Origin of the sequence: Dactylosporangium sp. CA-152071 (genome assembly GCF_050936335.1) — a bacterium.
GTDB lineage: Bacteria > Actinomycetota > Actinomycetes > Mycobacteriales > Micromonosporaceae > Dactylosporangium > Dactylosporangium maewongense.
Genome location: NZ_JBNJMZ010000001.1, coordinates 2560916 through 2579016 on the forward strand (window position 1 = coordinate 2560916; position 18101 = coordinate 2579016).

The window sequence follows — 18101 nt, forward strand, 5'->3', positions numbered from 1 at the left end:
CGGATCCGGTCGTGATGACGGCCGGATCCGTTGTTCGATCATGCACGGCTCGTGGCAGCGGCCGGCGACGACGGTGGTCAGCGGCCGGCGGCGGCGTGGTACTGGTCGACGATCTCCTGCTTGATCCGGCCCCGGTCGGAGACCTGGTAGCCGGCGCCCAGCGCCCACTCGCGGATGGCCCGGTTCTGGTCGCGGTCACCCCGGCTGGCACCCCGCCCGCGGCCCGAACCGGACCGGGCCGCGGGCGCCCCGCCACGCCCGACCTTCGTGCCAGCGGAAATGTAGGGCTTCAACGCGGCGCGCAGTTTCTCGGCGTTCTTCTTCGACAGGTCGATCGCATACTGCACGCCGTCGAGGCCGAACTGCACGCTCTCGTCGGCCGGCTTGCCGTCCAAGTCGTCGATCAGTTCTTGAATGACGCGCTTGGCCATGACGGCGCCTCCTCGGCAACGGAAACGGGTGACGGCGGCGACCGAACGGCTGCCATCGCAGAAAATAGTATCGCCCATTCTGCGGATTTGAAGTCCGCTCGGTTTCAAATAGGCACGATCACCGATCGTGTCGGTCCAATTACGACCCGGGTGGGTCGCTGCGCCTGATCCCGGCATCGGCGAGACTCTACCCATGACGAACACTTCCACACCCGATTGGGGCGACCTGCTCACGGGCCAGTTGGCGTTCTACTGGGACGCGCATCTGCGACCCAGGCTGGACGGCCTCACCGACGAGGAATACTTCTGGGAACCGGTGGCGGGCTGCCTGTCGGTCCGCCCGGACGCCGACGGGAATTACCGCGTCGAGCCCGGCAGCCGCGACGCGGACCCAGCGCCGGTCACGACCATCGCATGGCGCATGATGCACATCGCCGTCGGTTGTTTCGTGATCCGGAGCAGCACGTTCTTCAGGGACGGAAGTGCCGGCGACGGCGCCGACATGTTCGACCCGCGGCACGTGCCGGCGGATCTGCCGCACACCGCGGAGGACGCCGTCGCGTTCCTGGACGCCAGTTACCGCGAGTGGCACGGGCACGTTTCCGCACTCGACGAGGCCGCACTGAGCGCGCCATTGGGACCGAAGGGCGCCTATTTCTCCGCGGACCCGATGGCGGCCCTGATCGCGCACGTCAACCGCGAGACGATGCACCACGGCGGCGAGATCGGAGTGCTGCGGGACCTGTTCCGGGCGACCGGCGCGGCACAACGCACCGACCGGCTCGCCGCGACGAGTTCGTGACATCGATCCAGGGCCCGGTCTGGAAGACTTCCGGGCATGTCGACGATCGATGGCCTTCTTTCCGTTCGGTCCGTGCTGCGCGCGCAGCACCATGACCGGGGCACGCTCGACCGGTTGACCCTGGCCGGGCTGCGGGACGCGCTCGACCACGCGCGCACCCGCGTCCCGGCCTACGGCGGCGACCGGTACGACATCGGAACCCCACACGACTTCGCCGACTTCGCGCGCCTGCCCATGCTCCGCAAGGCCGACGTGCTCGCGCTCGGTGAGGACCGGTTCCGCGACCCGGCCTACACCCGCGACGCCGTCACCGTCTACACCACCAGCGGCACCAGCGGGCAGATCCTCGAGGCGTGGCACGACCCCGCCAACTACGCCCACGACCGCGCCTGCAACATCCGCCGCTTCGCCGCCGCCGGCGGGCGCTACCGGCCCTGGTCACGCCTGGTGCACTTCAAGCCGTTCCCGCTCGACACCGCCTGGTACCAGAAACTCGGCATCTTCCGCCGCGCCGTCGTGCTCAGCGCGCTGCCCGTCCGCACCAGGGTCGAGCACCTGCTGCGCGAGCGCCCGCACGCGGTCATCGGATATCCGGTGCTGCTCCGCGACCTGCTGCGCGGCATGCGCCCCACCGAGCTCACGACGCTGCGCCGCACGCTGCGCGCCGTCTTCACCGAGTCGGAGCTGCTGACCCCCGAGGTCCGCCACCAGCTCACCGAGGGCTTCGGCGTGCCGATCTTCAACGAGTACTCCGCCTACGAGCTCATGCACATCGCGTACGACTGCGCCGAAGGCCAGCTCCACGTCGCCGAGGACCGCGTCCACGTCGAGATCGTCGACCCCGACGGCCACCCCGTCCCCGACGGCACCGAAGGCCACGTGGTCGTCACCGGCTGGCGCGAGCGCGCGATGCCGCTGCTGCGGTACTGGCTCGGCGACCGCGCCACCCGCCACACCGGCCACTGCGCGTGCGGCAGGACCTTCGCCCGCCTGCACCTGACCAAGGGCCGCGCCGACGACTACGTCGTCCTCCCCGACGGCGAGCGCATCTACGCCGGCACCTTCATCGGCATGGCCATCAGCACCCCCGGCGTCGCCGAGTGCATGGTCCGTCAGGACTCCGCCGGCAACATCACCATCTTCCTCGTCCCCGACGGCCGCGCCGACCGCGGCTTCGACGACCTCGCCCGCGAGGCCCGCGCCTGGCTGCACACCACCGCCGGCCGGCCCTTCGACCTCGACGTCCGCCACGCCGACGCGCTGGAGCTCACCGCCGGCGGCAAGGGCCGCTTCGTCGTCTCAGAGTTCCAGCGGTGACCCCCGCCGGCGACATCCTGACGGGGCGCCTCCTGCTGCGCCGCCCCGCGGTCGGTGACGTCGACGCCATCCTCGACGTCCACCGCGACCCGCTCGCCTGCCTGCACAACCCGGGCGACCGGCTGCGGACCCGCTCCGAGGCGCTCGAACGCCTGCACCACTGGACGACCCACTGGGACCGCCACGGTTTCGGCTACTGGACCATGCTGACCGCGCCGGCCGCCGCACCCCCGGCACTGGTCGGCTTCTGCGGCCTCAAGTTCATGCCACTGCGGGGCGAACCGGCGCTGAACCTGTTCTACCGCCTCGCACCCACCGCATGGCATCAGGGCTACGCCGCCGAGGCCGCGGCGGCCGCCGTCGCCTGGGCCGCCCAGCACCGCCCGGACCTCCCCTTGGTGGCCCGCGTCCGCCCGGCCAATGTGGCGTCCCAGCGCGTCGCCACCCGCATCGGCCTGCACCGCGCCCCACACCTGGACCACGGCGGCGAGGACGGCCCCGACCTGCTCTACCAGGCCACCCACGCACTCAGCCCGGCGTGACGCTCAACCCCCACCACCTTCGCCCGGCGCGCACCACCCAGCCGGTCCGCGCCGGGCGAGGTGGGGATCAGGCCGTCACGGCACCGTGCTGGGGGACGAGGTGCGCGCCGAGGTCGGACTTCAGCTCGGACATGCCCTTACCCAGGATCATGCCGCGCGCCCCGCGGTCGACGACGCGCTCCACGAGGCGGCGGAACAGGTCGAAGTACAGGTGCCGCCGGCCGCCGTCCTCCACGGGCAGCGCGCCCCACGACAGCCAGACCGGCCAGACCGGGTCGTCCAGGACCGTCGCGGCGCCGAGGAGCCGGCCGGCGGCGTCGCGGTACGCCACGACGCACACGTCGGCACGGCCGGCCACCGCCGCCTGCCACACCTCCGAGCGGGGGCCACTGCGCAGCTCGACGCTGCCGGCCGCGTGCTTGGCGAAGTTGAGCCGGGTCAGGTGGGCGAGCTCCGCCGGGGTGACGACCTCGCCGACCCTGCCCGTGCGCACCTGAAGGTCCGGGTCGGCGGCGACGAGCCGCTGGGTGCGGCGCACGCTCGCCCGGCGCTTCTGGCCCAGGCCGGCCAGCCACGCGTCGACCGACTCCGGTGCGTCCAGCACAGCGAGTGGTTCGGTGTCTCTGGTGTACCGCGGCCACGGCAGCCACGCGTCGTCGCCGTCGCCGAGCTGCCGCCACAGCGCCCCCCGGACGCCCGGCCCGAGGGTCCGCCGGGCCGCGCGCCGGAACGCCCGCACCAGCGACGCCCGCTCCGCCACCGCGGGCGACGCGAACCAGAATCCCGGCACGGCACTGCTCTGCGGCGCCTGCACGTGCAGATATCCAACCCGGGGAAACCCGGGTGCGGAGGCTCCGGCGGCACGGCGGCGCGGCGCCACCACCGACGCGGCGACCAGCCCCACCGGGCCCTCCACATCGGACAGCACCGCGAGCAGCACCGGGTCGGCGCCGGACAGCACCCCGGCCCGCATGACCGGCCAGGCCCAGTTGGCGCGCAGGCCGGCGCGGGCGCGCAGGGCCTCCCAGTCGGCCGGCTCCGGGTCGGTGACCGGGTCGTGCAGTCCGACCGTCAGACCCTCCCTGACAGCTGTCACATCTACCATCATGATCCCCCGTGTGGAACTGTGCGACGCCACCTTCCACTGAGGCCGGCGTCGAGACTCAGGGCACTCGCTCCGGCCGACAGCAGCAGCGCCGCCATCGCGCCGGACGAGGCGGCGTGCGGGACCAGTACCGCCGCCGAAACCGTGACGACGACCAGCCCCACGGCCGCGGCGGCCGCGGTGAGGCGGGGCGAGCGGCCGTCGGTGTTCTCCACCAGGTAGCCGGCGTAGGCGACGAGCGCGAAGAGCGGCGTCTCCAGGCAGGTCAGCAGGGTGAGCAGCAGCGTGCCCGGCGCCAGGAACACGACCAGCGGCACGCCCGGCAGGCAGAGCAGCACCGCGAACCGCAGGATCCGCCGCGCCTTCGCCCGTCCCGCCCGGCCGGCGGGGCCGCGCAACCGTAGCGACGTCACCGGTTGGCGCAGGCGCAGCAGGTACGTGAGCGCCGCCGAACAGAAGCCCGACGCGGTCACGGCGACGTAGAAGGGGCCGCTCTCGGTGCCGTGGCCGGCGATGCGCAGGATCAGGTAGCACACGGCGAGGCTCAGGCTGGCGATCAGCTCGGGCAGGCCGAGCAGGACGCAGGTCCGCAGCACCAGCCAGGCGACCCGGCGGCGGCGCACGGCGGTCCCGACACCCCGGGTGCCGCGGCCCGCCACCGACCAGCCGGCCGGGAGGCGCCACAGCAGGACCGCGGAGGCGGTGAGGGCCGCCGCCGCCAGCATGGTGAGCTGCCACAGCGGCGGCCACGCGAAGTGGAACGTGACGGCGGACAGGGTCAGCAGCGCGCCGGTCATCGCGGCGAACGTGACCGCGTCGGTGCGGGGGTGGCCGCGGACCCGGTGCAGGCCGACGGCGAGCTGGAGCAGGCCGAGCGCGGCGGACCACAGCAGCGCGGCGGCGACCACCCGGAGCTGGTCGCGCCCCGACAGGAACGCGGCGGTGAACGCGAGCGCCGCCACCGTGACCGGCACCGCGGCGACCCGCAGCACGACCCGGGCGATGTACCCGCCGAGGCGGCGGGTGCGGGGCACCAGCTTGAGGGCGGCCTTCTCGCCACTGGAGGCGACGAACACCGTCCACGCCGACACGCCGACGGCGCCGGCGTAGTCGGCGAAGCGGGCCGCGCCCCACGGCACGGCGAGCACCAGCGGCGCGAGCTGGCTGGTCGCCCGGAACGCGCCGCGGCCGGCGAACAGCGCCAGCATCATCCCGCCGCCCGGGGCGGTGGTGCGCGGCTCGGCCTCCGGTGCGAGCAGGGTCATGAGCGGTCGGCGAGGAAGTCACCGCCGCGGGCGGTGTCACGGCGGGCCGGCCCGGCACCCGCGGGCGGGCCCACCAGGCGCGGCGGGGACGGCCAGCACAGCACAGCGACGGCGGCGACGAGATGGGCGGCGATGAAGACGTACGCCTCCGTACGACTCGCGACGTGGCCGAGCCGGACCGTCATGTGGTCGGCCCAGTCCCACCGTTGCGGCACCGGCTGCCCGCGCCACAGCCAGAACGACAGGTCCTCCAGCCCTGACAGCATGACGAGGATGCTCGCGTAGCAGATCCGGCGCACGGTCGCCGCCGCCGAGCCGCCCAGCCGCTGGTGCAGCGCGAACGCGAGGATCAGCAGCGGCGCGAGCACCCGGACCAGCGAGTAGAAGCCCTCGAAGTCGTCCGCGATGACCCGGTCGAACATGCGCGGGACGAAGCCGCAGAACACGGCCGTGAACGTGAGGACCCCGACGACCTCGGGCAGCCGCCACCGGCGCAGCCACACCGGGTCCAGCGCGGCGATGGTCTCCGTGGCGAGGACGAACGGCAGCAGGTACGCCAGGAACAGCCACAGCGAGTCGAGCTGCTTGCCGTCCGGGGCGAGCGCCACCAGCAGCACCCCGGAGACCAGCGTGGCGGCGACGAGGCCGAAGAAGCGCTTCACGGCCGCACCTCGAAGCGCACCGTCGACAGCAGCCGGTCGGCGGCGGCGCGTAACTGTTCGGGGGTGTCGGCGGTCAGCAGGGCGTAGCCGAGCTTGCTGGTGAGGTCGATCGTGGAGGTGACGGCCCGGCCCGGCTCGGCCAGCAGCGCGATCCTGAGCACCTCCGGCCAGGTGCGCGCCTCCTCGACGCCGTGGATCGCGGCGAGGGTACCGGTGTCCGCCGCGTTCAGCAGCTGCACCATCACCGGGTGCGGCACCGTGGCGGGCGGGACCGGTGGCAGCGGCGCGCCGACGGCGACGCTGATCGACGCCTCGATCGGGTCGACGCCGTAGCAGTGCTTGGCGAGCTCGCCGAGGGGGTCGCCGCCGGTGCGGGCGCCCATCTCGATGAGCCGGGGCCGGCCGTCGGCGTCGACGACGAGGTCGAGGTTGAGCGGGCCGCGGCGGTAGCCGAGCCGGGCGCAGATCGCGTCGACGTCGGCGATGATCGCGTCGTGGGTGCCGTCGGGGACGCCGGCGGGCAGCAGGTGCGCGGTGGTGGTCGCCTGCGGCGGCGGGGTGAGTCGGCGTTCGGTGAGGGCCATGAAGACGACCCGTCCGCCGTCGATGACGCATTCGCAGCCGCAGTGCTGCCCCTGGACCTCTTCCTCGATGACGATCCCGGCGCCGTACGAGAAGCGTTCCGCCTCGGCGATCGCGGCGTCCACTGTGGACTCGTCCGGGCAGCGGGTCACGCCGCGGCTGCTCTGCGCGTCGGCGGGCTTGACCACGAGCGGGAACGTGAGGCCCGCGCCGCGCCAGTCGGCGCCGTCGATCCAGCGGTAGCCGGGCAGGCCGAGCTCGTCGCAGACGGCGCGGAAGCGGCGCTTGTCCACCGACGCCGCGACGGTCTCCTCGGTGAGGCCGCACGGCAGCCCGAACCGTTCGGCGAGCGCGAGCTGCGTCGGCAGTGCGATGTCGCTGCTGGGGGCGAGGATCCCGGCGACGTCGGTGCGCCGGCGCAGGATCTCGCTGAGGGCGGCGACGTCGCGGGTGCTGACGGGCAGCAGCTCGTCGGCGAGCGCGACGGCCGGCGCGGTGTCGCGCAGGTCGACGGCGATCGTCCGGAACCCGAGGGCCCGGGCGGTGCGGTAGGTCGCCATCGCACCGTCGGCGGCGCCCAGGATCAGCAGGCTTTTCATGCGGCGTCTCCACGCTGTACGGGGATGTGCGGCACCGCTCTGGCGCCGGGGAACAGCTCGTCGGAGGCGTCGACCGGGATCGACGCCTCGCGGATGTAGAACATGGCGGGGCGCGGCTGCGCGTCGGCGACGAGCACCGTGTAGCGGAGCATGACGGCGGCGCCGGCGAGCGCGACGCACTCCGCGAGCAGCGCGCCGCCGATCGCGGGCGCGACGCCGACCCAGCCGGCGAACGCGGTGGCCGCCAGCCCGGCCGTCAGGAGCGCGGCGAGCAGCAGCACGATCGCGACCCAGTGCACGGCGCGGCGGGAGAAGGCGACGTACAGCTCCAGCGCGTGCCCGATGAGCCGCCCGAGGCGGAACTTCGACGTGCCGCGGGTGCGTTCCCGGTGTTCGACCGGCACGGTCGCGATCCTCGACGTGAGCAGCGGCACGGTGGCCAGGAAGTACGGCGTGCCGAGGCGCAGCCCGACGACCCGCCGGGCGAGCTCGGTGCGCAGCACCCGGAACGTGGTCGCGCCGGGTGGGATACGGATGCGCAGCCGCCGGCCGAGCCAGTGGTAGCAGGCGGCACCCCACCTGCGGTGCCACGGGTCGTGCCGGGTGCGCCGCACCCCGAACACGGCGTCGAAGCCCTCCAGGGCCCGCTCCACCAGCAGGTGCACCTCGGTCGGCGGGAACTGCAGGTCGGCGTCGAGGTGCACGAGCCACGGTTTCCGCGCGTACTTGTACCCGGCCGAGAACGCCGCCTCGAAGCCGAAGTTGCGGCTGAACGACAGGTACTGGACGCGGTCGTCGGCGGCGGCGAGCCGCTGGATCTCCGCGAGCGTGCCGTCGCCGCTGCCGTCGTCGACGAAGAGGATCTCCAGGTCGTAGCCGCCGAGCGCGGCCACGATCTCGGCGTGGGTCTGCGCGACGCTGTCCGCCTCGTCGTAGCAGGGCACGACGGCGGTGAGGCCTAACGGGTGCATGGGACCGGCGGGTTCAGCGGGCGGCGAGCGCGAGCGGCTCGGGGGCCGTCCAGTGCTCGCCCTGGGTGGCGATGAACCAGTCGACGGTGCGCTCCAGGCCCGTCTCGAGCGACACGAGACCGGCGGGGTCGATGCCGACGGCGCGCAGCGTCTCGGCGTTCGCGCTGACGACGGCGCCGGCCTGCTCGCCGGGGCGCATCGGCAGGTCCACGATCTCGACCCGCGGGTAGCCCTTGCGCTCGCACTGGTCGATGACGATCTCGGCGACGTGGCGGATCGTGGTCGACGAGACGGGGCCGCACTCCACCACGTGGTCCAGGACGGTGCCGGCCTCGGCGGCCTCGAACGCCGAGACGAGCGCCTTGGCGACGTCGCCGACCCAGACCATGTCGGAGACCTGGTGGCCGCCGCCGTAGAGCTCGACCGGCATCCCGCACAGGGCGCGGCAGACGACCGCCGGGGTGATCTTGCGGACCTTGCCGGGTCCGAACGGCGCGGCGGCGAGCTGGCGCGGCCCGTACGCGTTGACGGCGCGCACCACGTTGACCCGGCTGCCGCGGTCGGCGTTGAACATCGACACGAACCGCTCGACGGCGGTCTTGGAGATGGAGTAGCTGTTGTTCATCCAGTGGTTGCCGACCCCGATGTAGACGCCCGGCAGCTGGTACTGGGTGACGGCCTCGAGGAAGTTCAGCCCGCCGACGAGGTTCGTCTCGGCGGCCGGGCGCGGGTTCAGGATCGTCTCCTGGGTGCCGAGCACGGCGGCGAGGTGGATGATGCCGTCACAGTGGGCGGCGAGCTCGACCATGGCGGTCGCGTCGCGGATGTCGCCGAGCATCACCTCGCGCTCGGGCGCCTCCGCACGGCGCCGGGCGTGCGCGTGGTGATCGAATACCAACGCCTCATGTCCTCGTGCCTCGATCTCCTCGCAGACGTACCGCCCGATGAAACCATTACCCCCGGTCACGCCGATCTTCATTGGCCGTTTCCTATCACTCGATGGGCGGGTCCTCGCCCACGGCAGGCTTCGGCGGCTCCCTCCACGGAGTGGTGCCCCGCGCTGGAACGCCGTTGAACAGCACAAACACGATGCGGACAGCGATCTTCGCCACGAGTGATCGAATCCTCACGCCGCGGTCGCAATCTACCGTCCAGGCGCCAGTGATCACAGTCCGAGGGGAAAGATTTATTGACTCAGTCGTATGTGAGGCATCGTTTTGCCGACGTTGCCCCCGATCCGGCGGAATTTACGTGAAGCGATGGTTTTGGCGCCTCTCACGGACGGCGACACCTCCCGGAACGCTGTGATCCCTGGCAAAACCCTGGCAAACGCTCCGCCCCACACGGAGGTGGTCGAAGTTGACCCCGTCGGGCCGAGCGGTGCCCGGCTGCACGGCACCACGGATGGAGCACATGTGACCTCGATCAGCGGCATCAGCGGCATCTCGGGCTCGTTCGCCAGCCAGCGGACGGCGCTGCGACCCCCACCGCCACCGAAGGACGGCCAGGACCCGACGAGCGCGGTGTCCAAGGCGCTCGGCCTGTCGGGCGACCAGCTGAAGTCCAAGCTGGACAGCGGACAGAGCCTCACCAAGGTCGCGGAGGAGCAGGGCGTCTCGCACGACGACCTGATCGCCGCGATCAAGGCCGGCAAGCCGGCGAGCGCGGCCACCCCGGTCTCCGCGTCCGTCGAGGAGGACGACGACGCCGTCGCCGAGCGGATCGCGGCGCAGAAGGGCACGCCCGGCCCGCCGCCCGGCGCACCCCGCGGCGGCGCCGCCGGCCTGTCGGACGAGTCGAAGCTGCAACAGCTCAGCACCCTGCTGGAGACCGACAGCGGTTCCCTGCGCGGCAGCAGCGCCACCGAGGTCGTGAAACGCATGCAGGACAAGGGCATCGACCTGTCCCGGCTCCGCTCGGTCCTCGACAGCGGCGACCTGGTCGACTACGCCGCCTGACCCTCGCCCCCGACAAGCAGCCGCTCGGTGAGCTCCATCAGCCGGGCGGCTGCCGCGGCGTCCAGGGTCGGGAAGTCCGGCGGGAGGCGCCGGTCCCGGTCGACCGCGGTCAGCGCGTCCGCCGGCGGCTCGTCCACGAACCCGTGGATCGGCCCCACCGAGGCGGCCACCGGCCGGGCCGCCAGCGACGCGACCGCGAGCAGCCCCCGGACCACCGGCGGCAGACCCGAACGGTCGCCGCTGCGGGTGAAGCCCGGGTGGTAGAGCACGTACCGGGCGCGGCTGCCGGACCGTTGCGCGAAGCCCGCGCCGAGCAGGTCGTTGGCGCGCCCGGCCTGCAGCTGCGCCCGTACCGTGGAATAGCCGGTCGACAGCTGCGGGTCGGCCCATTGCACGGCACCCTTGGTGACCCCCACGCCGGCGACGTTGACGATCACCGGGTGCTCGGCGCGGTCCAGGGCCGGCCGCAGACCGAAGCTCAGCAGGTACCGGCTGACGTAGTACAGCGCGAAGGTGCGTTCGAGGCCGTCGGCGGTCACCTCGCGCCGCGCCGACACGGCGTTGGCGAACAGCGCGAGGGCGTCGACCACCGGGTGCGCGGCGAGGACCTCCTCGACCACCCGCCGGTTCTCCGCGACGCTGCTCAGGTCCGCGGGCAGGAACGTGATCGCGCCGCCCGCCATCGCCTCGCCCCGGCCGCGGTCGCGCCCCACGACGACGACCCGGTCGCCGCGCTCGGCGCGCCCGAGGGCGAACGCGCGCCCCATGCCGTTCGTGCCGCCACTGACCACGACCACGCCCATCTGCGCCCCCACTACCGTTGGTTGCCGACGGGCTCATCCTCGGCGCGACGGCCGGGGCGGCGGAAGAAGGCACTGTGATGTCCACTGCGCACACCGGTGTGCCCACCTCGCTCCGGGAGCACGCCCTGCCGGTGCCGGTGCCGGCCGGCGAATACGAGCAGTGCCCGGTCACCGAGCTGCTGCGACGGCTCGGCGACAAGTGGACGCTGGTGACGCTGTCGTTGCTGGCGCGGCGGCCGTTCCGCTTCAACGAGCTGCACCGCGCGGTCGAGGGCATCAGCCAGCGGATGCTGACCCGGACCCTGCGCACCCTCGAGGCCGACGGGCTGGTCGAGCGCGAGGTGTTCGCGACCCTGCCGCCCAGCGTCGAATACCGGCTGACCCCGCTCGGCGTCAGCCTCCTGGAGCCGTTGTCGGCCCTGGCGGCCTGGGCGGTCGCGAATCCACGCCGCGTCGGCTAGCGACGCCCGCTACTCGCCGAATTCGCGGTCACGCCCTTACGGCGGCCGCAGCCGGCGGCCTAGCTCCGCGCGATCCGCGTCATCACCGCGACCAGCACGGCGCCGACGGCAACGACGATGGCGTAAGGGAACCAGGGCGTGGGGTAGGTGGCGGCCACCAGACCGACCATCAACGGTCCAGTCGGCGCGGCGACGGTGCCGGCCACCGCCGGCGACATGGGCCGGCGGACGAGCAGGCCCCGCACCAGGAGCGAGATCCCCACGCCGGCGGCGAACAGCGGCACCACGATCACAGCCAGGAAGAACGCAGTAAGGAACTGGATGTCGCGCTGGCCGCACCACGTGCCGCCGCACAGCGCCCACGTCCAGGGGCCGAAGGCGTAGGCGGCGAACCCCGCGGTCACGGCCAGGCCGAGCCCCACGAACCAGAGCGTCATCACGTTGTCAGTCCGGATGCGCGCGGCAGCGTCCATGCCCCACACCCTAGTGCCACCTGCGCGGACGACTTAATTGGAGACTTACTTTAACTATTAGGACTCTTTACCTTGTGATGGCGTCATCGATGGCTGATGATGCGAGGGGAGCGGATCCGCCCATCCCCTCCCGCCTACCGAAGGACCACCCGTGCTCAAGAAGCTCCCCTTGAGCGCGCGACGCCTCGTGCTCGCCGCGCTCGCCCTGGTGACCGCGCTGGGGGTGGGCCTGGTCATCAGGCCCGCCCTGGCCGCCGCCGCCCCGTTCAAGGTGCTCGCCTTCTACAACGGCACCTGGGACGCGGCCCACATCGACTTCGACAAGGAGGCCCGGGACTGGTTCCCGGCGCAGGCCGCGCAGAACGGCTTCACCTGGGAGGCGACCACCGACTGGAGCCGGCTCAACACCGGCAACCTGGCCCAGTACAAAGTCATCATGTTCCTCGACGACGCGCCGCCGTCGGGACAGCGGGCCGCGTTCCAGCAGTACATGAACAACGGCGGCGCCTGGATGGGCTTCCACGTCAGCGCGTTCACCACCGACCCCGGCTCGTGGAGCTGGTACTACAACACATTCCTCGGCTCGGGCGCGTTCCGGACCAACACGTGGGGGCCGACCGCGGTCACGCTGAAGGTCGAGGACCGGGCACACCCGTCGACGGTACGACTGCCGGCCACGTTCCGGTCCGCGGTCAGCGAGTGGTACTCGTGGAGCAACGACCTGCGCCAGAACCCCGCGATCGACATCCTCGCCTCGGTGGACCCCAGCAGCTTCCCGGTCGGCACCGACCCCAACCAGTCGTGGTACAGCGGCTACTACCCGATCCTGTGGACGAACCGTAACTACAAGATGCTGTACGCCAACTTCGGCCACAACGGCATGAACTACTCCACCAACACCCGCACGTCCTCGACGTTCGCCAGCGCCGACCAGAACCGCTGGATCATCGACGGCATCCTGTGGCTCGCCGGCGCCTCCACCACCCCGCCGTCGTCGTCGCCCACGCCGTCCGCTTCCCCTTCGTCCAGCACGGGACCGATCTCGCCGACCGCCTGGTACAGCGTCACCAACAAGAACTCGTCGAAGTGCGTCGACGCGCGGGCCGCCGGCACCACCAACGGCACGGCGATCCAGCAGTACACGTGCAACGGCTCCACCGCGCAGCAGTTCCAGTTCCAGCCGACCAGCGGTGGGTTCGTGCGCATCAACAACCGCGGCAACAGCGCACAGGCCCTGGACGTCACCAACGTGTCGAGTGCCGACAACGCGCTGATCCAGACGTGGACCTACGGCGGCGGCAACAACCAGCAGTGGCAGCCCGTGGCCGAGGGCGGCGGCTGGTACCACTTCGTGAGCCGGCTCTCGGGCAAGTGCCTGGATGTCCCGGCCGCGTCGACCGCCGACAGTGTGCAGCTCGTGCAGTACACCTGCAACGGCACGGCGGCGCAGTCCTTCCGGCTGTCCTGAAAGTTTCGGCTTCCACGGACCGCTCCGAGCATTGACGCGTGGTGATGCATTGCCCGGCCCTGGACACCGGGACTACGGTCTCGCCGTCCCGGGTCGGGCAATTGTGACATTGTGACACTCGCCCGACCGCCGTTCGCATGTTGTACAGCGAGGAGCGGATCGTGCGGTTCATCCCCCATCGGCGGCGGGCCGTCGCCATCGTCGCGGCCGGCGCGGTGGCCGTCGCCGCGGCCGCCGTCACCGTGACCGTGGCTTCGGCCGCCGCGTCCGGCTGCCGCGTCACGTACACCGTGACCAACTCCTGGCAGGGCGGCTTCGGCGCGAACGTCGACATCACCAACCTCGGCGACGCCGTGAACGGCTGGACCCTGGCGTGGACGTTCCCGGCCGGACAGACCGTCACCCAGGCGTGGAACGCGACCGTCACGACCAGCGGCGGCCAGGCCCGCGCGACGGACGCCGGCTACAACGCGCCGATCGCGACCGGGGCGACCGTGTCGTTCGGCTTCAACGGCACGTGGACGGGCAGCAATCCATCGCCTGTTGGATTTTCGCTGAACGGCGTCACGTGCACCGGCTCTGCGACGTCGCCGTCCCCCTCATCGCCGTCCCCCTCGTCCTCCACGCCGCCTCCGCCCGCGGGGAACGCCAAGCAGATGGAGGATCTCGACCGCGGCCTCATCTCCGTGCGGTCCGGCAGCGGCAACCTCGTCTCCTGGCGGCTGCTCGGCACCGAGGCCCTGTCGACGGCGTTCAACCTGTACCGCGGCGGCACCCGCATCGCGACGGTCACCACCGGCACCGACTACCTCGACGCCGGCGCCGCCGCGGACGCCTCCTACACGGTGCGCGCGGTGGTCGGCGGCACCGAGCAGGCCGCGTCGGCCGCGTCGCTGCGCTTCGCCAACGGCTACCTCGACGTGCCGATCTCCTCGCCCGGCTCCGGCTACACCGCCAACGACGCCTCCGTCGGTGACCTCGACGGCGACGGCGACTACGAGATCGTGCTGAAGTGGGACCCCGCCGACGCCAAGGACAACTCGCAGTCCGGTGTCACCGGCGTCGTGTACGTCGACGCGTACCGGCTGGACGGGCAGCGCCTGTGGCGGATCAACCTCGGACGCAACATCCGGGCCGGCGCCCACTACACGCAGTTCCAGGTGTACGACTACGACGGCGACGGCCGCGCCGAGGTCGCCATGAAGACCGCGGACGCCACGGTCGACGGCACCGGCCGCGTCATCGGCAACGCCTCCGCCGACTACCGCAACAGCTCCGGCTACGTGCTCAGCGGCCCCGAGTTCCTCACCATGTTCAACGGCCTCACCGGCGCCGCCATGTCCACAGTGGACTACGTGGTGCCGCGCGGCACCGTCTCGTCGTGGGGCGACAGCTACGGCAACCGGGTCGACCGGTTCCTGGCCGGCACCGCCTACCTCGACGGGCAGCGCCCATCGCTGATCATGGCCCGTGGGTACTACACCCGGTCGGTCATCGTCGCCTGGGACTTCCGCAACGGCTCGCTGACCCGGCGCTGGACGTTCGACAGCAACAGCTCCGGCAACAGCGCCTACGCCGGGCAGGGCAACCACCAGCTCTCCGTCGCCGACGTCGACCAGGACGGCCGCGACGAGATCGTGTACGGGTCGATGGCCGTCGACGACAACGGCGCCCGCCTCTGGAACACCGGCAACGGCCACGGCGACACCCTGCACGTCGGCGACCTCGACCCGTCCCGCCCCGGCCTGGAGGAGTTCAAGGTCGACGAGGACGGCAGCAAGCCCTCCTCGTGGATGGCCGACGCGCGCACCGGCCAGATCCTGTGGACCACCCCGGCCAACGGCGACAACGGCCGCGGCGTGTCCGGCGACATCTGGGCCGGCAGCGCCGGCGCCGAGTCGTGGTCCTCCGCCGCCGACGGCGTCCGCAACCCCAAGGGCACGGTCGTCTCCACCCGCAAGCCGAGCTCGACCAACTTCCTCGCCTGGTGGGACGGCGACACGACCCGGGAGCTCCTCGACGGCACCCACATCGACAAGTACGGCACCTCCGGCGACACCCGGCTGCTGACCGCCTCCGGCGTGCACTCCAACAACGGCACGAAGTCGACGCCGTCGCTGTCCGGCGACATCCTCGGCGACTGGCGCGAGGAGGTGATCTGGCCCACGTCGGACAACACCGCGCTGCGCATCTACAGCACGCCCGACCCGACGTCGACGCGGCTCTTCACGCTGATGCACGACCCGCAGTACCGGTGCGCGATCGCCTGGCAGAACACGGCGTACAACCAGCCGCCGCACCCGTCGTACTTCATCGGCAGCGGCATGTCGACGCCGCCGGCGCCCGTCATCTACGTGCGTTAGCGTTCCTGTCATACCTGGGCGGTAGCTTGTTGGCATGACGTCGGCGAGCTCGGACCTGATCCGCAGGGTGGATCGGTGCGTGCTCGCCGGCGACGTGCCGGGATTCCCCGTGGTGCCCGACGGGTGGCTGGCCGTAGCGGTCGCCCCCGCCGTCTCCGTCACAGCCTCGGACCTCGCCGCGGCGGTGCCGCCCGACGCCGAGCGCGTCGTGCTGCTCGCGGACGGCCCGCTCGGCCCCGACCTCGCCGCGGCGCTGGACCGGCCCGTCGTCGCGCCCGACGGCCCGGTCGTGCAGACGCCCGGCGGGGTGATGGTCACCACCGACGCCGGCGGCGGCTGGTGGCGGCACCGGCCTGGCCGGCCCGCCGAGCCGCTCGGCCCGCGCTGGCCCGCACCCGACTGGCAGGGGTCCGCGCCGCTGTGGCCCTCCACGGTCATCGCCCAGCCCGTCCCCGCCGGCTGGCTGCTGTCCCCCGGCCCGGTGGGCTCGGCGGCCGCCTTCGACGGGGTCGAGTTCGCCGTCGCCGTGGACCCGTCCCGGCCGCGGCTGCTGCTCGACCCGGCCCTCACCGGCGAGCAGCTCGCACTGGCCATGACCGCCCTGCCGACCCGCGTGCGGCGCGTCGCCGACCTCGTGCCGCTGGGCGCGGGCCAGGGCGCCGGCCGCGCGGTCGCCGCGACCGCCGCCGCCCGCCTCGGCGAGCCCATCCACCTGGTCAACGGGGTGCCCCTGCACACGCCCGCCGGGTCGATCGTGGTGTTCGCCCTCGACGCCCACCGCCGGCCCGTCTGGGCGGAGCCCGCGTGGCTGCTGCGCCTCACCCCCGACGGCGGCGAGGAAGTCGTGGCGTCGTCCCCGCCGCACACCTCGCTGCGCGAGCTCTCCCCCGCCACATATGCGATGGACATGGGCTGGCAGGTGCGGTTGAGCGGCGGCGGGATCCATGCGTTCCCCGGCCCTCCCCCACCACCCGCGAAGGGCCGCGCCTCATTGCCTGCCACCGCGGCCGTCACTGAGTCGTTCGCCGCTGTGGATGCGGGTCTCCCCGGTGGTCTCTCGGTCCCGGCTTCGTTCGCTGATCGGCCGGGTGCTTACCGGGTCGTCGTCGGCAGCGCCGGGGAGCCGATCGACGACCTGGTGTGGCCGCCGCTGTCGGCGATGTTCACCGCGCTCCTGTCCGACATCCCCGCCGCCGTCGACCTCGTCGTGGAAGGCACGTCCTCGACGTGGGGCGAGGCCGCCGAGCGGGAGCTCGCCGAGCGGCACCCGGGCTGCGGCGTGACCAACGGGCAGGCGCGCGAGTTCCAGCGCGCCGACCTGCTGCCCATGCCGCCCGCGCCGCTGCCGCCCGACCCATCGGCCGCGGCCCGCCGCGGCCGCAACGGCCTGGCGCTGCTGGCCGCCGCGGCGGTCGTCGCGGTGCTGCTCGCCGTCGCGGGCCTGGTCGCGTTCTGGCCGCGCGGCGGCGACGGCGCCGACCTCGCCGGCGACGTCGGGCCGCAGACGGCGACGACCCCCGACGCCGCGCCCGGCACCCCGTCCGCGGCGGCATCGGCGAGCGGCAGCGCCTCCCCTCGGGCCAGCACGTCCGCCTCGCCCCGCGGCTCCACCCAGGCGTCGGCATCCGCATCCGCCGGCCCCAGCCTCACGACCTCGGCCACGGGCGCGCCCCCGCAGCCGCTGGACACCGGCACCGACGTCGCACGCGGCCGGCCGGCCACGGAGAGCAGCCACACCGACTCGTATGTCGCGAGCCGCACCACCGACGGCGACCCGATGAGCTACTGGGAGAGCCGCAACAACGCCTTCCCGCAGTGGATCCAGGTCGACCTCGGCGCCCCGGTCGCGGTCCGCCGCATCGTCCTGCGCCTGCCCCCGTCGTCCGCCTGGCCCGCCCGCACCCAGACCGTGACCGTCCTCGGCAGCCCCGACGGCGCCGCCTTCTCCGTCCTCATCCCGGGCGCCGCCTGCCGCTTCGACCCCAACAGCGGCCAGCAGGCCACACTCGCCGTCAACTCAGGCAACCACCGCTACGTCCGCATCCTCATCTCCTCCAACACAGTCCAGCCCGCCGGCCAGCTCTCCGCGATCGAGCTGTACCGCGGCTGACCCCTCACGACCGCGCCCAGCCCACTCGTGCCCCGTCAGTACGTCCCCGCGCGACCCCCGGAGCAGCGACTTCGACCCCACCACCGGCCAGCACGCCACACTCACCGTCCCCTCAGGCAACCACCGCTGCATCCGCATCCACATCTCCTCCGACACCGTCCAGCCCGCCGGCCAGCTCTCCGCGATCGA

General features: G+C 72.7%; 17 protein-coding genes. 8 read left to right on the top strand and 9 right to left on the bottom strand.

Annotated elements, in window-relative coordinates; translation table 11 throughout:
- Window positions 1–77: 77 nt before the first annotated feature.
- Window positions 78–431, bottom strand: a complete 354-nt coding sequence (locus tag ACQEVZ_RS11295; RefSeq protein ID WP_344504420.1) for a histone-like nucleoid-structuring protein Lsr2 — start codon at window positions 429–431, stop codon at window positions 78–80.
- 193 nt (window positions 432–624) lie between these two features.
- Here ACQEVZ_RS11295 and ACQEVZ_RS11300 point away from each other — a divergent pair, with 193 nt between their 5' ends.
- From ACQEVZ_RS11300 to ACQEVZ_RS11310, 3 genes are read left to right on the top strand one after another with little or no spacing between them, the layout of a single operon-like run.
- On the top strand, window positions 625–1233 hold the full coding sequence (locus ACQEVZ_RS11300) for a DinB family protein (protein WP_433365024.1): 609 nt from the start codon (window positions 625–627) through the stop codon (window positions 1231–1233).
- Between the two features lie 36 nt (window positions 1234–1269).
- Window positions 1270–2550, top strand: coding sequence for a phenylacetate--CoA ligase family protein (locus tag ACQEVZ_RS11305; protein ID WP_433365027.1), 1281 nt, complete (start codon window positions 1270–1272; stop codon window positions 2548–2550).
- The gene (locus ACQEVZ_RS11310; RefSeq protein WP_433365030.1) at window positions 2547–3092 is read left to right on the top strand and encodes a GNAT family N-acetyltransferase; all 546 of its coding nucleotides are present in this window, start codon (window positions 2547–2549) and stop codon (window positions 3090–3092) included. The genes ACQEVZ_RS11305 and ACQEVZ_RS11310 overlap by 4 nt, the downstream gene beginning before the upstream one ends.
- Before the next feature lie 67 nt (window positions 3093–3159).
- Here the strand turns inward: ACQEVZ_RS11310 and ACQEVZ_RS11315 are convergent, their stop codons facing one another.
- Genes ACQEVZ_RS11315 through ACQEVZ_RS11340 form a run of 6 tightly spaced genes read right to left on the bottom strand, consistent with a single transcriptional unit; the run spans window position 3160 to window position 9255 of the window.
- On the bottom strand, window positions 3160–4188 hold the full coding sequence (locus tag ACQEVZ_RS11315) for a hypothetical protein (protein WP_433365033.1): 1029 nt from the start codon (window positions 4186–4188) through the stop codon (window positions 3160–3162).
- 8 nt (window positions 4189–4196) lie between these two features.
- Entirely contained in the window at window positions 4197–5462 is a 1266-nt protein-coding gene (locus ACQEVZ_RS11320) for a hypothetical protein (protein ID WP_433365036.1), read from the bottom strand.
- Entirely contained in the window at window positions 5459–6124 is a 666-nt protein-coding gene (locus tag ACQEVZ_RS11325; RefSeq protein WP_433365039.1) for a hypothetical protein, read from the bottom strand. Before ACQEVZ_RS11325 ends, ACQEVZ_RS11320 begins: the two co-directional genes overlap by 4 nt.
- A complete protein-coding gene (locus ACQEVZ_RS11330) occupies window positions 6121–7305 on the bottom strand; it encodes an ATP-grasp domain-containing protein (RefSeq protein WP_433365042.1) in 1185 nt (394 codons plus the stop codon). The genes ACQEVZ_RS11325 and ACQEVZ_RS11330 overlap by 4 nt, the downstream gene beginning before the upstream one ends.
- Window positions 7302–8276 carry a glycosyltransferase family 2 protein gene (locus tag ACQEVZ_RS11335; protein ID WP_433365045.1) on the bottom strand — a complete coding sequence of 325 codons (975 nt, stop codon included), beginning with the start codon at window positions 8274–8276 and terminating at the stop codon, window positions 7302–7304. Before ACQEVZ_RS11335 ends, ACQEVZ_RS11330 begins: the two co-directional genes overlap by 4 nt.
- A gap of 13 nt (window positions 8277–8289) precedes the next feature.
- Complete coding sequence (locus ACQEVZ_RS11340) at window positions 8290–9255, bottom strand: NAD-dependent epimerase/dehydratase family protein (protein WP_433365048.1); 966 nt, start codon at window positions 9253–9255, stop codon at window positions 8290–8292.
- 436 nt (window positions 9256–9691) lie between these two features.
- Between ACQEVZ_RS11340 and ACQEVZ_RS11345 the strand changes: the two genes are divergently transcribed.
- The gene (locus ACQEVZ_RS11345; protein WP_433365051.1) at window positions 9692–10234 is read left to right on the top strand and encodes a hypothetical protein; all 543 of its coding nucleotides are present in this window, start codon (window positions 9692–9694) and stop codon (window positions 10232–10234) included.
- Here the strand turns inward: ACQEVZ_RS11345 and ACQEVZ_RS11350 are convergent.
- The gene (locus ACQEVZ_RS11350; RefSeq protein WP_344504408.1) at window positions 10222–11037 is read right to left on the bottom strand and encodes an SDR family NAD(P)-dependent oxidoreductase; all 816 of its coding nucleotides are present in this window, start codon (window positions 11035–11037) and stop codon (window positions 10222–10224) included. The two genes, ACQEVZ_RS11345 and ACQEVZ_RS11350, sit on opposite strands and share 13 nt — an antisense overlap.
- 77 nt (window positions 11038–11114) lie before the next feature.
- Here ACQEVZ_RS11350 and ACQEVZ_RS11355 point away from each other — a divergent pair, with 77 nt between their 5' ends.
- The gene (locus ACQEVZ_RS11355) at window positions 11115–11498 is read left to right on the top strand and encodes a winged helix-turn-helix transcriptional regulator (RefSeq protein WP_433365055.1); all 384 of its coding nucleotides are present in this window, start codon (window positions 11115–11117) and stop codon (window positions 11496–11498) included.
- Between the two features lie 59 nt (window positions 11499–11557).
- On the opposite strand, the gene ACQEVZ_RS11360 is transcribed toward ACQEVZ_RS11355, so the two are convergent.
- Window positions 11558–11971: a hypothetical protein gene (locus ACQEVZ_RS11360; protein ID WP_433365058.1), complete on the bottom strand. Its 414-nt coding sequence runs from the start codon at window positions 11969–11971 to the stop codon at window positions 11558–11560.
- Window positions 11972–12140: 169 nt separating this feature from the next.
- On the opposite strand from ACQEVZ_RS11360, the gene ACQEVZ_RS11365 reads away from it, so the two are divergent.
- The 3 genes from ACQEVZ_RS11365 (at window position 12141) to ACQEVZ_RS11375 (ending at window position 17912) form a co-directional block, all read left to right on the top strand.
- Window positions 12141–13439, top strand: a complete 1299-nt coding sequence (locus ACQEVZ_RS11365) for a ThuA domain-containing protein (RefSeq protein WP_344504404.1) — start codon at window positions 12141–12143, stop codon at window positions 13437–13439.
- Window positions 13440–13576: 137 nt separating this feature from the next.
- Window positions 13577–15802 carry a cellulose binding domain-containing protein gene (locus ACQEVZ_RS11370; RefSeq protein ID WP_433365062.1) on the top strand — a complete coding sequence of 742 codons (2226 nt, stop codon included), beginning with the start codon at window positions 13577–13579 and terminating at the stop codon, window positions 15800–15802.
- A 34-nt stretch (window positions 15803–15836) separates the two neighbouring features.
- Window positions 15837–17912: a discoidin domain-containing protein gene (locus tag ACQEVZ_RS11375; RefSeq protein WP_433365065.1), complete on the top strand. Its 2076-nt coding sequence runs from the start codon at window positions 15837–15839 to the stop codon at window positions 17910–17912.
- The last annotated feature ends 189 nt before the right edge of the window (window positions 17913–18101 follow it).

Excerpts from the sequence above, each read along its gene's own strand:
- ACQEVZ_RS11295 (WP_344504420.1), bottom strand. The coding sequence starts at position 431 with ATGGCCAAGCGCGTCATTCAAGAACTGATCGACGACTTGGACGGCAAG.
- ACQEVZ_RS11300 (WP_433365024.1), top strand. The coding sequence starts at position 625 with ATGACGAACACTTCCACACCCGATTGGGGCGACCTGCTCACGGGCCAG.
- ACQEVZ_RS11305 (WP_433365027.1), top strand. The coding sequence starts at position 1,270 with ATGTCGACGATCGATGGCCTTCTTTCCGTTCGGTCCGTGCTGCGCGCG.
- ACQEVZ_RS11320 (WP_433365036.1), bottom strand. The coding sequence starts at position 5,462 with ATGACCCTGCTCGCACCGGAGGCCGAGCCGCGCACCACCGCCCCGGGC.
- ACQEVZ_RS11330 (WP_433365042.1), bottom strand. The coding sequence starts at position 7,305 with ATGAAAAGCCTGCTGATCCTGGGCGCCGCCGACGGTGCGATGGCGACC.
- ACQEVZ_RS11335 (WP_433365045.1), bottom strand. The coding sequence starts at position 8,276 with ATGCACCCGTTAGGCCTCACCGCCGTCGTGCCCTGCTACGACGAGGCG.
- ACQEVZ_RS11340 (WP_433365048.1), bottom strand. The coding sequence starts at position 9,255 with ATGAAGATCGGCGTGACCGGGGGTAATGGTTTCATCGGGCGGTACGTC.
- ACQEVZ_RS11350 (WP_344504408.1), bottom strand. The coding sequence starts at position 11,037 with ATGGGCGTGGTCGTGGTCAGTGGCGGCACGAACGGCATGGGGCGCGCG.
- ACQEVZ_RS11355 (WP_433365055.1), top strand. The coding sequence starts at position 11,115 with ATGTCCACTGCGCACACCGGTGTGCCCACCTCGCTCCGGGAGCACGCC.
- ACQEVZ_RS11360 (WP_433365058.1), bottom strand. The coding sequence starts at position 11,971 with ATGGACGCTGCCGCGCGCATCCGGACTGACAACGTGATGACGCTCTGG.
- ACQEVZ_RS11370 (WP_433365062.1), top strand. The coding sequence starts at position 13,577 with ATGTTGTACAGCGAGGAGCGGATCGTGCGGTTCATCCCCCATCGGCGG.
- ACQEVZ_RS11375 (WP_433365065.1), top strand. The coding sequence starts at position 15,837 with ATGACGTCGGCGAGCTCGGACCTGATCCGCAGGGTGGATCGGTGCGTG.